This window comes from Cupriavidus consociatus, assembly GCF_017814975.1.
GTDB classification, from domain to species: domain Bacteria; phylum Pseudomonadota; class Gammaproteobacteria; order Burkholderiales; family Burkholderiaceae; genus Cupriavidus; species Cupriavidus consociatus.
On record NZ_JAGIQA010000007.1, the window covers coordinates 78,983 to 94,471 of the forward strand.

Below are 15,489 nucleotides of genomic sequence, written 5' to 3' on the forward strand. Positions count from 1 at the left end.
GTGAGCGCCGGCCCGGCGGTGCCGGCCGGCACCGCGCGCGGCGGCTGTTGTCAGGGGTTGGCGGGCTCAGGTGCGCGACTCAGGTGCGAGACTCGCGCAGCAGGTTCAGCGCGGACAGCACCGGCCGGTCGGAATAGCTGAACAGCACGGCGTCTTCCAGCGCGCCGAGCTGCACCGGCGCCCATGACGGCGCCACGAACACGTCGCGCGGTTCGAACTGGAACTGCGCATCGCCGATGCGCACCGTGCCGCGCCCTTCCACCACGCTGTACACGGTGGCATCGGTGCTGCGGTAGGTCTTGCCCTGGAAGCCCGCCGGCAGGTACTGCATGAAGGTGGCGATGGTCGGCATCGGCCAGCCGCCGGTGGCCGGGTTGACATAGCGCAGCTTGACGCCGTCCCAGGGATCGAGTTCGCCGTTGCGGTAGAGCTGGTCCAGCGCCTCGCGCGACCGCGCATACGGGTAGCTGAAGATCGGCGAAGTGGGATCGGTCACGCGGTGCCGCACCGGCACCATGTTGTGGCCGAAACGGGCAAAGCTGTCGCCTTCGGCGCGGGTCACGGGCTGCTGCGACTCGGGGTAGTTCTCGGCAAAGCCGGCGTCGAACTGCTGCACCAGCGGGATATCCAGGCCGTCGAGCCACACCACCGGCTCGCCGCCGTCCTCTACGCTCGGGTTGCCATGGTCATGCCAGGTCCACGACGGCGTGATGATGAAATCGCCGGGATGCATGGTGGTGCGTTCGCCGTTGACGGCGGTCCAGGCGCCCTTGCCTTCGACGATAAAGCGCAGCGCCGACTGCGTATGGCGGTGGCTGGGTGCGATCTCGCCCGGCAGGATCAGTTGCAGGCCGGCATAAAGCGTGGAGGTGATGCTGGACTTGCCGGGGATGCCGGGATTCTCCAGCACCAGCACGCGGCGCACCGCTTCCTCGGCGCTGATGACGCCGCCGGCCTGCATCACCAGCGGGCGAATCTGCGCGTATTTCCAGATGGCGGGAACGATCTGCGGACGCGGCTGCGGCGGCACCAGGGCGTGCAGCGACTCCCACAGCGGGGTCATGTGGCTGCGGCCGATTTCTTCGTAGTAGGCCACGCGGGCCGGGTCTGGGGTGTGCTCGGACATGCTGTCTCCGTAACTTTGTACAGGGCGTTTTGAGAGCGCTTTAGGTGGATGCCTGGATCACTGCGCACCGTCTGTGTTGTCGTTATACGCCGCGCCCTATAATATTTGAAATGAACTTTTAATCTTATCGATACGATTTACCGTATAGGTCACGCCGATGGATTGGACCCAGAGACTTCGCCTGCGCAACCTTCAAATGCTGCTGAGCCTGGCCGAAACCGGCAACATGAGCCAGTCCGCCGCCATGCTGAACACCACCCAGCCCGGGCTTTCCAAGTGGCTGAAGGATCTGGAGGACGATATCGGCCTGCCGCTGTTCGAGCGCCAGGCGCGCGGCCTGCGGCCCACGCCCTACGGCGAGTCGCTGATCGAGCACGCGCGCCGGATCGAGGCCCAGCTCGATACCGCCCGCGATGACCTGGAGGCCATGCGCGACGGCGGCAGCGGGCTGGTGGTGGTGGGCACCTCGGGCGCCTCGGCGGCGGACACGGTGCCCCTGGCCGCGCTGCAATTGCTGCAGCAGATGCCGCGCGCCAGCGTGCGGCTGCTGGAGACCACCATGGACCGGCTGATGGGGCAGCTCGCGCGCAGCGAGCTGGATATCGTGGTGGGCCGGTCGGCGCCGGAACTGCAGGATGCGCAGATGCGGACCGAATCGCTCTACATGGAGCCGATCCACTTCGTCGCCCGGCCGCGGCACCCGCTGCTGCAGGGCGGCAAGGTGGCCTGGGACGACCTGTACCGCCACCGCTGGGTAGTCTGGCCGCGCGGCACGCCGATCCGCAATGCGCTGGAAGGCGCGCTGGCCAGCGCCGGGCGCGCGCTGCCGGCGGACTGCGTGGAAAGCAATTCCACCGTGCTGAACCTGACCCTGTTCAACAACAGCGACATGGTCGGGCTGGCCTCGCACCGCACTGCGCGACGGCTCGAAGAGCTGGGCGCGCTGCGCATCGTGCCATTGCGGCTGGCGGGGTTCGGCTCGGTGTCGATGTACTGGCGCGCGGATGGCGAGTCGCGCGCGGCGGTGGCGGCGATGCTGGATTGCCTGCGGCGGGCGGCCGGGGCGCAGCACGTGCCGGCGGAGGCGCCGCTGGCGTAGCGGCGGCATCCCCGGCGTTGGCGGATCAGTGGCCCGAGGCGCGATGGACCGCCAGCGCGGCGGCCACCAAAGCCTCGGACGACTCCAGCGCGCGAGCGGATTCGTCGCGCTGGCGCACGCCGGCGGCGCTGGTCGGGCGCGCGGCGTTGTCCGGGCTGGCTGACAGCTTCACCACGGTCAGGCCGAGCCGTGGATTGATATAGATCTTCTGCCCGAAGCGCCCACTCGCCTCGATGGCGCCATCGCCGTCATTGCGCTGGAACCAGTAGTTGCGGTAGCTGTAGCCAGCGCGGCCCGCCGCGAGGTTGCCGCGGGCAAAACGCGCCTGGTTGCCGGCGGCCTGCAGGGCGATGCGCGCGGCGCCGGGCGAGATCCCGGCCGAGGCATCCCCTGCCGCGGCCCGGCGCACCGCCTCGGCAAAGCGCGCCGCGTCGCGCAGCGTTGAGTTCAGCCCGCCGCTGGCCATCTCGGTGCCTTGCCGGTCGATATGGGTGTATGCATCGTCCTCGGCAAAGCGTGACCAGAGCCGTTCGGTGACGAGCTGCGACCAGCTCTTGCCGGTGATGCGCCGGATGGCCCATGCGACGGCTTCCGGCGATCCGTTCTGGTAATACCAGGTACCACCATCGCCTCCATCGTGGGTCGCGTGGACCGTCTTCAGGAAGTCATAGATATTGTCCGGCGCGTCTGGCTTGCGCGGCACGAGGCCGACCGCGCCGAACAAGCCGAGGTCAGGGGGCAGCGATTCCGCGTAGCCGACCTGCACCTCCATGTCGAGGTTCTGCTGCACCGTGGCCTCGCCGAACGGGTTGCCCGCCAGTTCGGGCACATACTGCGCCAGCCGGGCCTGCGGATCGAGCTTGCCCTCCTCCACCAGCATCGCCGCCAGCAGGCCCGTCACCGACTTGGTCATCGATGCCCAGATATGCGGCTGGTACGGCCCGAAGCCGCCGAAATAGCGCTCGTACACGATGCGGCCCTGATGCAGCACGATAAAGCCATCGGTATGGGTAGCGCGCAGGTAGTCGGCCAGCCGCACGGTATTGCCCGCTACGCGGAAGGTGGTGCCATCCAGCCCGTCGCCCGCTTCACCGGCCAGCGCCATGGGGTGCGCGGCATGCCGGATGCCGGCCGTCGGCGACATCTCGCGCGCGTGGCTCAGCGCCCAGCGCATGAACGGCGGGCGCAGGCCGCTGCCGCGGCTGACCTGCTTGTCGGGCGGCGGCGGGAAGCCTTGCATGATGCCGTCGCCGGCCGCGGCATCCTGCGCCATATGCTGCGCCATATCCCGTGCCAACAAGCCGCCCGCAGGCAGCGCCAGCACCATTGCCGCCACCCATGCCGGCCCCAGCCCCAATCCAGTCTTGCGCCATGCCGATTGCGCCCGCATGCTGTCTCCTGTCTTTTTTGGGGGCGTCCGCACGCACGGTGCGACGCCGCTGTCTGCGTCGATACGGCCCCGCATGAGGCAGTCCGCGGGCGCCATATTGCGCGCGGCAAGTCATGGCCACAATGACGCATCCGGCATAGCGCCATAACCCGTAGGAATGTCGCCGGCGTCTGCTGCCCTCAAGGTTGGGCGGCCAGGGCCGTCATTGGTTGCTGGCGGCAGCTCCGTCCCGGCCACCGGCGCGGCGGCTGTCCGCCGTCTCTCTCCCAACCTTCACCAAGGAAAACGATTCATGGAAATCTCTAACGTCACCGCCGGCCTGGCGGGCGATCCGGGCGCCGATCCGGTGAGCCTGCTGATGCTGCGCAAGTCGCTGGACATGCAGGCACAAGGCATGGCTGCACTGCTGCAGTCCATGCCCCAGCCGGTTGCGGCCAGCAACCCGCCGCACCTGGGCCAGACCATCGACATCAAGGTCTGATTCCGCGCGGCGCAAGCCGTCGCGGCGCGGGCGCTGCCGGTACCGCAGGCCGGGCACTGGGGCGCCCGCCGACGCATAATGTCGGCACCTGCCCTCTCGGTGCCCGCCATGCAGCTTCTCGACGCCCGCGTCCGCGACCTGCTCCGTCATCCGGGGCGCTTCCTGTGGCGCACGCTGGTCCAGTTCCGCGCCAACCAGGGCCTGTTGCTGGCCGGAGCGGTGGCCTACTACGCGCTGCTGTCGATCGTGCCGCTGCTGATCCTGATGGTGATCGCGCTGTCGCATGTGATCGACCCGCGGCTGTTGCTGTCGACGCTGGCGCGCTACCTCGAGTGGGTGGTGCCCGGACAGTCCCGGGCGCTGGTGCCCGAGCTGGCGTCGTTCCTGCGCAACCGCGCCACCGTCGGCTGGGTCTTGCTCGGCACGATGCTGTTCTTCAGTTCGCTGGCGTTCACGGTGCTGGAAAACGCCATGTCGGTGATCTTCGTCCATCGCGTCGCCATCCGGCGCCGGCATTTCCTGATCTCGGCGGTGCTGCCTTACTGCTATATCGCGGTGCTGAGCCTGGGGCTGCTGCTGGTGACAGTGGTCTCGGGCGGGCTGATCGCCATTGGCGAACGGCATGTGGAAGTGCTGGGCCATGACTGGTCCCTCGACCGGCTTTCCACCACGCTCCTTTACCTGCTCGGCTTCCTGGGCGAGATCCTGATGCTGACGTCGATCTACATGGTGATGCCGGTCGGCCGGCTGTCCTTGCGGCATGCGCTGTGCGGCGCGGTGCTTGCCGCGGTGCTGTGGGAGATCTCGCGCCATGCGCTGGTGTGGTACTTCACCACGCTGTCGCAGGTGGGACGGGTCTATGGCTCGCTGACCACGGCGATCGTGGTGTTGCTGAGCCTGGAGATCGCGGCGACGCTGCTGTTGCTCGGCGCGCAGGTGATCGCGGAATTCGAGCGCAGCGGCTGGGAGCGGCCACCTTCTGCGGATGCTCCCACCGGGGAGTTCCATACCTGATACGCTCCCTTGGGAAATTACGGGCCCGGCGCTGGCTTATGCGAATCCTCCGTTTGCGCGCAGCACCTGCCCGTTGATCCAGCCACCGTCCTCGCCAGCAAGGAACGACACGACGCGGCCAATATCCTCGGGCGTCCCGAGCCGTTCGAGCGGAGCGAGCCGCGCGATCTGGTCGATTTGCTGCGCACTCTTGCCATCGAGAAACAGGTCGGTGGCCACCGGCCCCGGCGCCACGGCATTGACGGTGATGCCGCGTCCGCGAAGCTCGTTGGCCAGTACGCGGACCAGTCCCTCCACGCCCGCCTTGGATGCGATGTACGGGCCATAGGAGGGGAAAGACTTGGCGATGACGCTGGTTGACACCGCAATGATCCGGCCACCGGCGCCAAGGTTTTCGGCCGCTTGCGCCAGCACCAGGAACGTGCCACGCAAGTTGGTCGCAATGACCTTGTCAAAGTCGGCCAGGCTACCAGGCACGATCGGTGCCATCGGCATCACGCCGGCGCAATTGGCCACCACGTCGATGCCGCCGAACGCGGCCTTCGTTTCCACAAACAGCCGGGCCACATCCTCGGGGCTTCCGATATCGCCCTGGATCGCGATGGCCCGGCCACGGGCCGCTTCAATCGCCGCGACGGTGTCCTGGGCGTGCGCCACATTGCCCGCATAGCCGACCGCAACGGCAAAGCCATCCGCCGCCAGACGCAAGGCGACGGCCCGGCCTATGCCACGCGATCCGCCGGTGACAAGGGCCGCTCTGGTGGTGTGCGTAGTGAGAGAGTTCATGGGAATGCTCCGGAAGGGACAAGGCGACATGCCGATGGAGCAAATTGTGGTTGTTCGTGGAGGCTAGATAAATGGTGCAGAATCGCCATATCAATTCAACCAGCCTCAACAATAGCTGCTTCCCGTGGACCGCTTCGATTCCCTGCAATTGTTCACCCGCATCGTCGAATTGGGCAGTTTCAGCCACGCCGCGGCTGCGCTCGATCTCCCGCGCGCCACCGCTACCCATGCGATCAAGGCGCTCGAGATGCGACTCGGGGTACGGTTGCTCGAACGCACGACGCGGCAGGTCAGGCCAACACTCGACGGCCAGGCGTTCTATGAGCGCTGTGTCCACCTGCTGGCTGAACTCGACGATGCCGAGTCGTCTCTGCAGCACGTGGCGGCGAATCCGCGTGGTGTCTTGCGAGTCGACATGCACGGTACCCATGCCACCAGGATCGTGCTGGCGCGAATCGACGAATTCCGCGCGCGCTATCCGCGCATCGATCTGGTGGTATCCGGCGGTGACCGCCTGGTGGACCTGGTACGGGAGGGCGTCGATTGCGTCATCCGCGCGGGCACGCCGCGCGATTCTTCACTGGTTGCGCGGCGCCTGGCGCTCATGCCGCAAATCGTGTGTGCCAGTCCGGCCTACCTGGAAGCGTTTGGCCTCCCGCAACATCCCGACCAGCTCTACACGCACCAAGTCGTGAAATTCTTCTCGAGCAGCGGCGCGGCCAGCTATCCGCTGGAGTTGCATGTCAATGGGCAGCTCCAGTCGTTCTCACTGGCCGGATGGATGTCCGTCAACGATGCCGAGAACTACGTCACGGCCGCCTTGCGCGGCTGCGGGCTGATCCAGGTGCCGCGCTTCCACGTCGACGACGACCTGCGCGAGGGGCGGCTGGTCGAGGTCCTGACCGATTGGCCTAGCCCGCACCTGCCGGTGTCGGCACTGTATCCGCATCACAGGCAGCTGTCTCCGCGCGTGCGCGTGTTCGTCGACTGGCTGGTGGCTCTTTATGCGGAGAGGTTTGGATAGTGCCGGCGCCGGTGGACGGCGCGTCGGACCAGCCGCTCCCCATGGGAGCATCGACGCGAAGGTCAAGGCGCGCGCCGCTGACCTGCCCATCTCCGCTGATGTATGCTCCGCCCTGATCCCCAGCTCAAACCCGGCATGACCAATTCCACGCCTGGCCGCCCCCGCCGCCTCACCATCCACGACGTCGCCCGCGCCGCCGGCGTGTCGCTGACCACGGTCTCGCACGCGCTGAACGACCGCGGCGTGCTGGACCCGGCCACGCGCGCACGGGTCAAGCGCATCGCCGCGGAACTGGGCTACCGGCCCAGCGTGCGCGCGCAGCGGCTGCAGTCGGGGCGCGCCAACTGCATCGCGCTGCTGTCGTCGATGCCGTTCGCGGTAGCGGGCGGCACCTCGCGGCTGGGTTTCATGATGGAGGTGGCCGCGATCGCGGCGGAAGCGGCGATGGGCCGCGGACTCGGCGTGGTGCTGGTGCCGCCGCTGGAAGGCGCGGGCGGATTGCTCGATACGCTCGATATCGACGGCGCCATCGTGATCGAGCCGATTGCCGGCGATCCGCACATCGCACGGCTGCGCGAGCGCGGCGTCAGCATCGTCTCGATCGGGCGCGAACCTCTGACCGAAACGCCGGTGCCTTGCGTCGACCTGCAATCGGCCGCAACCGCGCGCCTGCTGCTGGAACACCTGCACGGCCATGGCCGCCGGCATATCGGCCTGATGATCGGCGCCGCGCCACGCCAGTCATACGTGGAAACCGAACGCGCCTATCGCGAGTTCACGCAGGCGGCCGGCCTGCCCTGCCATATCGTCAAGGCGCCCGAGGAACGCGGCGAGGCAGGCGGCGCCGATGCCTGCGCGCAGCTGCTGGCGCAGCTGCCGCAGCTCGATGCGCTGTGCGCGCCGGTGGATGCATTCGCGGTGGGCGCGATGGCCCACCTGCAAGGCCTGGGCAAGCGCGTGCCGGACGACGTGCTGGTGGTCACGCGCTACGACGGTATCCGCGCCCGCGGCGCGCAGCCGCCGCTCACCGCGGTCAACCTGCACCTGGAACGGGTGGCGTCGCTGGCGGTGGAGCTGCTGTTTGCCCACCTCTCCGGCGACCGCAGCCGCACGGTGATCGCCGGGCCCGCCCCTGAACTGGTGGTGCGGGCCTCGTCTGCGCCAACTGCCTGACTGCCTGACTGACTAGCCGCGCAGCAACACCACCGCACCCGACACCAGCGCGAACACCAGCACGCCGATGCGCAGCATGCGCTGGTTGATGCGCCGGTGCACCAGGTGGCTGGCGACCATGCCGACGCCCAGCACCGGCAACAGGCCGGCGGCGTAGAGCACCTGCTCCATGCCGAGCTTGCCGCTCAGCGCCAGCACCACCAGCGAGATCACCTCTCCCACCAGGAAGCACAGCGCCACGGTCGCGCGCAGCGTCGCCACCGGTGCATGCTGGTAGGCCAGCGCCAGCGGCGGCCCGCCCACGCCGGTGGCGGTCTCGGTGACGCCGGTGATCAGCCCGGTCGAGGCAAAGGTCAGGCGCCCCGGCGTAAAGGCCGGCGCCAGCAGCGAGGCCAGCGCGGCGGCGATGGTGCTGCCGCCGACCAGCGCGTTGAGCCACGCCATCGGCATCGCCACCAGCACCCACAGCCCGCCGAAGGTGCCCGCGAGCCGCCCGGCGCTGATCCAGCCCGCGCCGCGCAGGTCGATGGCGTGGCGCTCGCGCCAGGCCACGTAGGCGTTGAGCGGCAGCATCGCCAGCAGCAATGCGCCGGGCAGCATCGCCGGCGCGGCCAGCGCCAGCACCGGCACCACGATCAGCGCGAAGCCCATGCCGGTCGCGCCCTGCACCAGCGCGCCGGTGAAGACCGCCACGCCGACACTGAACCACGTCATGTCCATCGTCACGCTGCCTCGCCGGTTGCGGTGGCGGCACCGGCGTTGCGCGCGCGGTGCACGTCGGCCGCTTCGTGCAGCTTGCGGATCGGGGCATTGGCGACGGTGTCCGCGGCCATCGCGTGGATGGCCTGCATCAGCGCGCGCGCATCCCAGTCGGTGGGCCAGCCTTGCCACAGCCGCAGGCTGCCGTCGACAAAGACCGCGCGGATCTGGTCGCGGTTGGCCAGCCGCACCAGCTCCCAGGTCAGGTCCCATGACGGCGCCAGCTCGGGCACGTCCAGGTCGACCAGCAGGAAGTCGGCGCGCTTGCCCGCGGCGATCTCGCCGGTCAAGGCGCCCAGTCCCGCGACGTCTGCGGCATCGTGCGTGGCCATGTCGACCCAGCGCCAGCCTGCGCCGCACGACGAATCGCCCACGCCGATGCCGAAGGCAAAGCGTTGCGCCGACTCGGCGTAGTCGAGCAGGCGGAACGCGTCGCTGCGGGTGCCGTCGGTGCCCAGGCCCAGGCGCACGCCGAAGGTCGCCATGGTTTCGGCGGGCGCCACCGCGTTGCCTTTCCACGCGCTGGCGACGGGATTGTAGGCCACCGCCGCGCCGGTGTCGGCCAGCAGGCGGATCTCGTGCGGCGTCACCAGCGTGGCATGCGCCAGCAGCGCCGCCGGGCCCAGCGCGCCGACCGCGGCCAGGTGTTCGATCGGCCGGCGGCCGCAGGCGTTGAGCGAGCGCTCCACCGCCACCAGGTGCTCGTTGGCGTGGGTCTGGAAGATGCGGCCGGATTCTGCGCAGAGCTGGTAGACGTGGTGCAGCATCGCGTCGGAGGCGACCTCGGGGATCGAGATCGCCAGCGATGGCGCCACCAGCGGGTCGCCGGCGTACTTGTCGAGGTGCGCGGCGGCGCGGCGCAGGATCGGCGCGGCGTCGAGCGTTTCGGCGCCCGGCTTGTCATTGCAGATCAGCCCCAGCACGCAGCGCACGCCGGCATCGGTGACCGCCCGCGCGATCGCATCCAGCCCGGCGTCGCTGCGCGTGCCGGCATCGACCACGGTGGTAAAGCCGCCGCGCAGCGCTTCCAGCGCCGCCAGCTTGGACGACAGGTACAGGTGCTCCGCCGTCAGGCTGCCCTCCAGCGGCACCCAGACGCGGCGGAAGATCTCCGACGGCTCGCCGAACACCAGCGACTTGCCAAAGGACTGGGTCAGGTGGTGGTGCGTGTCGATCATGCCCGGCATCAGCAGCATGCGCGGCAGCGGCAGTGTTTCAAGCCCGGGGAAGCGCGCCTTCACCTCATCGGCGCTGCCCGCGGCGGTGAAACGGCCATCCTCCACGACCACGGCATGCCCGCGTACCGCGCCCTGGCGCAGCAGCGTCCATTCCGGCAGCAGGATGCGGGGTTGCCTGAACAGCTCCGGCTGCAGTGCCGGAGTATTTTCGCCGGGCCAGGCCGGCAGGATTGCATCGTGTCGAGTCATTGCGATTCAGGAAACGGGATCAGTGCGTGGCGGCGGCATCGTCGCCGACCGCCGGGGCAGGTGCCGCGGCACGCAAGCCCGTGTGGAAAAACAGGAAGTTGAGCAGCGCGGCGGTGATGGCGCCCATTGCCACGCCGTTGCCGACCAGGATGCGCAGGTTGGCCGGCAACCCGCCGTAGATGCCGGGCACCAGGATCGGCAGCAGGCCCACGGCCAGCGCCACCGCGACGACATACATGTTGGCGTGATGGCGCAGGTCGACCTTGCGCAGCATGTCGATGCCCATGGTGCCGACGATGCAGAACACCACCAGGCCGGTGCCGCCGACCACCGCCTCGGGGATCGCGCTGATCAGCGACGACACCGGCACCAGCAGCCCGAACACCACCAGGATCGCGCCCGACACCGCGGTGACGAAGCGCGAGCGCACCCCGGTCGCACGGACGATGCCGATGTTTTCGCCGCTGGTGATGATCAGCGAGGTGCCGAACATCCCGCCCACCAGCGAGGTCAGCGCATCCGCGCGGATGGTGCGCGGCACGTCGCGCTGCTGGTCCACCGGCTTGCCGACCGCGTCGCTGATCGCCAGCGTCTGGCCGGTGGCCTCCACCATCGAGATCACCGCAAATACCATCAGCGGGATCGCGGCCACCACGTCGAAGGTCGGCATGCCGAACGGGAACGGCGTGGGCAGCGCGATCACCGGCGTCATCGACACATGGCCGACGTGGAAGCCACCGGTCAGCACCGCCACCAGCGCTCCGCCCAGCAATCCCAGCAGGATCGCCAGTTGCGCGAGCATCCCCCTTAGCAAGCGCGAAGCGGCGACCGTGCAGGCGATGGTGGCAAACGCCAGCAGCAGGTTGAGCGGATCGACCGTGGCGCCCGCGGCAGGATGGCCGGCGACCAGCCGTCCCGACACCTGCGCCAGGTTGATCGCCACCAGCAGCAGCATCGTCCCCACCACCACCGGCGGGAAATAGCGCAGGCAGCGCCGGAACACCGGCAGCACGCAGAAGTAGAAGACGCCGGTCAGGATCACCGCGCCGGCCGCGGTCTGCACGTCGGTCTGCTGCGCGATCAGGATAAACAGCACGATCGGCGCGCCGCCGGGCAGCATCACGAACGGCAGCCTGGCGCCGACGCCGCGCTTGCCCAGCGACTGCAGCAGCGTACCGAGGCCGCAGATCACGAAGGTGGCGCTGAGCAGCTGCACCGCCAGCGCCGGCGGGAAGTTGAGTGCCTTGCTCATCAGGAACACGGACGCGATCGGCGACGCGGCCATGACAAGGACATGCTGGAGGCCGAAGACGAACAGGCGCCGCCATGGCAGCAGTTCGTCCACCGGCGCGGGGGCGGCGTGGGACATGAATAGGCTCCTCGTTTGGTGTGCCGGGCGTTGTGCGGCGGCCGAAGGCCAGCCGCTGCGTCTGTGCGCAGTTCGCCTCAGATGATATGAATTTCCGCTAACAAAAACGTTTTTGTAAGTGTAGGGAAAGCGGATTCACCGCGCAAGCGGTTTGTGCCGGCGCCAACGGCGGTGTTCCCCTATATCGACTTAATCGATAAGTGCTAGCAGGAAAACCCGTTTCACAAGCTAACCCGCGTGGGTGCAAAGTGAGCGCCACACCGCATCGCGCATGCCCCGCTAGCGCCAAGGAGACCGCCCCCATGCGAGACAAGAACACGCCCGCCGACCTTGCCGGCGCCCCGCACATGCCCACCCGGCCCGCCCGTCGCCGCTTTGTCCGCCATGTCGGCGGGATGGCGCTGGTGGCCTCGCCGCTCGGCGCCCTTGCCGCGAAGGCGACCGACGGCGTCACGCTCGCCGACGGCCCGCGCCCGCTGGTGCGCTATCCCGGCAAGCGTCCGCTGGTGCGCGTCAGCACCCGCCCGCCGCACCTGGAAACGCCCTTCTCCGCGTTCAACGAGGGGCCGATCACGGCCAACGACGCCTTCTTCGTGCGCTATCACCTGGCCAACATCCCGCTGTCGGTGGACCTGAACACTTACCGGCTGAGCGTCGGCGGCCATGTCGGCAAGCCGTTGCGGCTGTCGCTGGACGAGCTCAAGAAGCTGGCCGATCCCGTGGAGGTGGTGGCGGTAAACCAGTGCTCGGGCAACAGCCGCGGCTTTGCCGAGCCGCGCGTGTTCGGCGCGCAGCTGGCCAACGGCGCGATGGGCAATGCACGCTGGACCGGCGTGCCGCTGCGCAAGGTGCTGGAGCATGCGGGCATCAAGGCCGGCGCCAAGGTGGTGACCTTCAACGGCATGGATACGCCGGTGCTGCCGAGCACGCCGGACTTCCGCAAGTCGCTCGATATCGCGCACGCGATGAACGGCGAGCCGCTGCTGGCCTGGGGCATGAACGGCGAGGACCTGCCGCTGCTCAACGGCTATCCGCTCAAGCTGGTGGTGCCGGGGTATTTCGGCACCTACTGGATCAAGCACCTGTCCGAGATCGAAGTGCTCGACCACCCCTTCGAGGGCCATGACGCGTTCTTCATGACCAAGGGCTACCGCGTGCCGGACAACGACTGCCAGTGCGTGGCTCCCGGCACGCCGGCGGCCAAGACGCGGCCGATCTCGACGCTGGCCGTGCGCAGCTTCATCACCAGCGTCGAAAGCGGCGCCAGGCTGCCGGCCGACCGTACCGTGGCACTGAAGGGCATTGCCTTCGACGGCGGCTCCGGCATCCGCACCGTCGAGGTTTCCGTCGATGGCGGGCAGAACTGGCAGCCCGCGAAGCTGGGCGAAGACCTGGGCCGCTTCTCGTTCCGCGCGTGGCACTTGCCGGTGAAATTCGCCCGCAAGGGGCCCGCGGTGCTGATGGTGCGCGCGACCAGCAACAACGGCGAGACCCAGCCGGCCAAGGCCAACTGGAATCCCGCCGGCTACCGCCGCAATGTCATCGAAGCCACGCCGGTCACCATCGCCTGAGGAACGCGCCATGAAAGCAACCATCGCCCCCGCGCTGCTGGCGCTCGCCTTGCTCGGTGCCGGCCATGCCGGCGCCGCGCCGCAAGACATCAAGCTGCCGGCGGAGAACGTCAAGCTCAAGCCAGCCAGGCTGCCCGGCTATGGCATCGCCATGCAGAAATGCGCGATCTGCCATTCGGCCGACTACGTCTCCTACCAGCCGCCGGGGTTGAGCCTGGCGCAGTGGACCGCCGAGATGAAGAAGATGCAGCAGGCCTACGGCGCGCCGATCGACGACGCCGAGGTCGAGCAGCTCGGCGCCTACCTGGCCGTGGCCTATGGCTCGGCCAAGGCGAAGGATCCTGAGATCGTGGCGATCGCGCAGAAGGCCGGCAAGCCGGCCGCGGCTGCGCCCAGTACCACCGCAGCCAGCGTCGACGTGCAGGGGCTTCTGGCAAAGAATGCCTGCCTGAGCTGCCACAGCGTGACGCAGAAGGTAGTCGGTCCGGCCTACCATGAGGTCGCCGCGCGCTACAAGAACGATGCGCAGGCCCAGGCGAGGCTCGAAACCAGCATCCGCGGCGGCAGCAGCGGCAAGTGGGGCGCGGTGCCGATGCCGCCGTTTGCCAGCCTCAAGCCGGAAGAAGTACGCGCGTTGGCGGCATACGTGCGCCAGCAATAACTCTCACCGGGCAACGAACTGCGCAAGCTTTCGGCGTGGCTAGTCGGCACCAGTAATTTTCACACTTCCATCACGGTTTTACCGCGACTCCCGCCACCCTCGCCCCTTCTCGGGGCGATTCAAAAGGCCCCGCTTGCAACGTGGCAAGCCCCACGTCACCGGATGCAACACACCGCGGCGCTGGGCACGGACGTTGCAGCGGCTAAGCGTCGGCCGGGCCGTCATTCTTCCTCGCAGCATGCCGCAACGAGCACTGGCTCCCCCGCCTTACACCAATCGGAGGAACCACCATGCTCACGCACAGCAAGCGACTACCGACACCGGAAGCGGCGGTGCCGCCCGTACCGCTGCGGCGGCCGACGATGCGGCTGGCAAATGCCCTGATGGCGGCGATCACGGTGGGGGCAGTCACGGCATGCGGCGGCAGTTCCGGAGGGGGAGGAACCGACGCGGCCGGCACGGAAGAGACACAGAAGGCCCTGGTCGAGCAGGGCAAGCAGATATTCCGCTTCGATACCTTCGGGGATGAAGTGCGGTGGACCGATAACCTGAGGATGCACGAGGTCATCGCCAGCGCGGTGGATCCGTTGACCGCCCTTTCCGTCGGGCTAAAGGTCGACGCCGAGGCCTTGCCTGACGCTGTCGTGAGTGGAATCCGCGATGGCTCGGTCGATCTCAGGAGTCCGGCGACGACGGTGACTCTGCTCAAACTGAACGCGGTGGTCGGCCTCCAGGGGACCGTTGAGACAGTCAATGGCGTAGACAAGCTCATGCGCGTCGGCATTACCTGTGCGCTCTGTCATTCGACAGTGGATAACTCGTTCGCGCCCGGCATCGGCAAGCGGCTGGACGGATGGCCCAATCGCGATCTCAATCCCGGCGCCATCATTGCGCTGTCACCAGCCATTGACGAGCCCATGAAGAAGGTCCTGAACGCGTGGGGCGCGGGCATGTACGACCCCCGGCACAATATCGACGGCCTCAGCAAGCCTGTCGTGATACCCCCCGCCTTCGGGCTGGCCGGCATTCATCGCATCACCTTTACCGGCGATGGGGAAGACATCATGTACTGGAACCGGTATGTCGCCGTCTCCCAAATGGGCGGACTTGGCTCGGTTTCCGAGCCTCGGCTGAATATTTCCATCACGCATGGTTCGGTGGACCTTGTCACCAGCAAGCTTCCGGCCCTGCAAGCGTATCAGCTATCCCTGAGTGCTCCGCCGCCACCTGCCGGGAGTTTCGACGCCGCGGCGGCACTGCGGGGCAAGATGGTTTTCGAAGGCGCAGGCCGATGCGCCACGTGCCATAGCGGCCCGGCATTTACCGATGCCAACTCCCGCCTTCATCCACCCAGCGACTCCATGGCTGAACCGGAAAGCCCAAGCTACGCCTCGCGCTCCGCGACCAAGGAATACCGGACCACGCCCCTGAAGGGTGTGTGGCAACACCCGCCCTATTTCCATGACGGATCCGCGGCGACTTTGTCGGACGTCGTCACGACCTACAACACAAGGCAGGGACTGGGGTTGAGCAGCCAGGATATTGCCGACCTGGCGGAGTATCTGAAGTCGCTGTGATCGCTATTGCGCTATTGCGGGGGGACGAATAC

General features: G+C 68.0%; 14 protein-coding genes. 8 read left to right on the forward strand and 6 right to left on the reverse strand.

Annotated elements, in window-relative coordinates; translation table 11 throughout:
• Positions 1–79 precede the first annotated feature (79 nt).
• Positions 80–1,126, reverse strand: a complete 1,047-nt coding sequence (gene gtdA, locus J8I82_RS11760; protein WP_209757498.1) for a gentisate 1,2-dioxygenase — start codon at positions 1,124–1,126, stop codon at positions 80–82.
• 157 nt (positions 1,127–1,283) lie between these two features.
• Between gtdA and J8I82_RS11765 the strand changes: the two genes are divergently transcribed.
• Positions 1,284–2,225 (forward strand): LysR family transcriptional regulator, encoded by a 942-nt coding sequence (locus tag J8I82_RS11765; RefSeq protein ID WP_209757500.1) that lies wholly within the window; start codon positions 1,284–1,286, stop codon positions 2,223–2,225.
• Positions 2,226–2,250: 25 nt separating this feature from the next.
• Here J8I82_RS11765 and J8I82_RS11770 read toward each other — a convergent pair whose 3' ends face one another.
• Positions 2,251–3,510, reverse strand: coding sequence for a serine hydrolase domain-containing protein (locus tag J8I82_RS11770; RefSeq protein WP_431831545.1), 1,260 nt, complete (start codon positions 3,508–3,510; stop codon positions 2,251–2,253).
• Positions 3,511–3,907: 397 nt separating this feature from the next.
• Between J8I82_RS11770 and J8I82_RS11775 the strand changes: the two genes are divergently transcribed.
• Both J8I82_RS11775 and J8I82_RS11780 read left to right on the forward strand, forming a co-directional pair.
• Positions 3,908–4,096, forward strand: a complete 189-nt coding sequence (locus tag J8I82_RS11775; RefSeq protein WP_209757504.1) for a YjfB family protein — start codon at positions 3,908–3,910, stop codon at positions 4,094–4,096.
• 108 nt (positions 4,097–4,204) lie between these two features.
• Entirely contained in the window at positions 4,205–5,110 is a 906-nt protein-coding gene (locus J8I82_RS11780) for a YihY/virulence factor BrkB family protein (protein WP_209757506.1), read from the forward strand.
• A gap of 36 nt (positions 5,111–5,146) precedes the next feature.
• On the opposite strand, the gene J8I82_RS11785 is transcribed toward J8I82_RS11780, so the two are convergent.
• Entirely contained in the window at positions 5,147–5,896 is a 750-nt protein-coding gene (locus J8I82_RS11785) for an SDR family oxidoreductase (protein ID WP_209757508.1), read from the reverse strand.
• Between the two features lie 124 nt (positions 5,897–6,020).
• Between J8I82_RS11785 and J8I82_RS11790 the strand changes: the two genes are divergently transcribed.
• Both J8I82_RS11790 and J8I82_RS11795 read left to right on the forward strand, forming a co-directional pair.
• Positions 6,021–6,920: a LysR family transcriptional regulator gene (locus tag J8I82_RS11790; RefSeq protein ID WP_209757510.1), complete on the forward strand. Its 900-nt coding sequence runs from the start codon at positions 6,021–6,023 to the stop codon at positions 6,918–6,920.
• 135 nt (positions 6,921–7,055) lie between these two features.
• Positions 7,056–8,093: a LacI family DNA-binding transcriptional regulator gene (locus J8I82_RS11795; RefSeq protein WP_209757512.1), complete on the forward strand. Its 1,038-nt coding sequence runs from the start codon at positions 7,056–7,058 to the stop codon at positions 8,091–8,093.
• A 12-nt stretch (positions 8,094–8,105) separates the two neighbouring features.
• On the opposite strand, the gene J8I82_RS11800 is transcribed toward J8I82_RS11795, so the two are convergent.
• From J8I82_RS11800 to J8I82_RS11810, 3 genes are read right to left on the reverse strand one after another with little or no spacing between them, the layout of a single operon-like run.
• On the reverse strand, positions 8,106–8,813 hold the full coding sequence (locus J8I82_RS11800; RefSeq protein ID WP_209757903.1) for a sulfite exporter TauE/SafE family protein: 708 nt from the start codon (positions 8,811–8,813) through the stop codon (positions 8,106–8,108).
• Positions 8,814–8,815: 2 nt separating this feature from the next.
• Positions 8,816–10,279, reverse strand: coding sequence for an amidohydrolase family protein (locus J8I82_RS11805; RefSeq protein ID WP_209757521.1), 1,464 nt, complete (start codon positions 10,277–10,279; stop codon positions 8,816–8,818).
• 19 nt (positions 10,280–10,298) lie between these two features.
• Positions 10,299–11,648: a uracil-xanthine permease family protein gene (locus J8I82_RS11810; RefSeq protein WP_209757523.1), complete on the reverse strand. Its 1,350-nt coding sequence runs from the start codon at positions 11,646–11,648 to the stop codon at positions 10,299–10,301.
• Between the two features lie 302 nt (positions 11,649–11,950).
• On the opposite strand from J8I82_RS11810, the gene sorA reads away from it, so the two are divergent.
• The 3 genes from sorA to J8I82_RS11825 all read left to right on the forward strand — a co-directional run bounded on the left by sorA (position 11,951) and on the right by J8I82_RS11825 (position 15,457).
• On the forward strand, positions 11,951–13,219 hold the full coding sequence (gene sorA / locus J8I82_RS11815) for a SorA family sulfite dehydrogenase catalytic subunit (RefSeq protein ID WP_209757525.1): 1,269 nt from the start codon (positions 11,951–11,953) through the stop codon (positions 13,217–13,219).
• A gap of 10 nt (positions 13,220–13,229) precedes the next feature.
• Positions 13,230–13,880, forward strand: coding sequence for a SorB family sulfite dehydrogenase c-type cytochrome subunit (gene sorB, locus J8I82_RS11820; RefSeq protein WP_209757527.1), 651 nt, complete (start codon positions 13,230–13,232; stop codon positions 13,878–13,880).
• Between the two features lie 290 nt (positions 13,881–14,170).
• Complete coding sequence (locus J8I82_RS11825; protein ID WP_245179647.1) at positions 14,171–15,457, forward strand: c-type cytochrome; 1,287 nt, start codon at positions 14,171–14,173, stop codon at positions 15,455–15,457.
• The last annotated feature ends 32 nt before the right edge of the window (positions 15,458–15,489 follow it).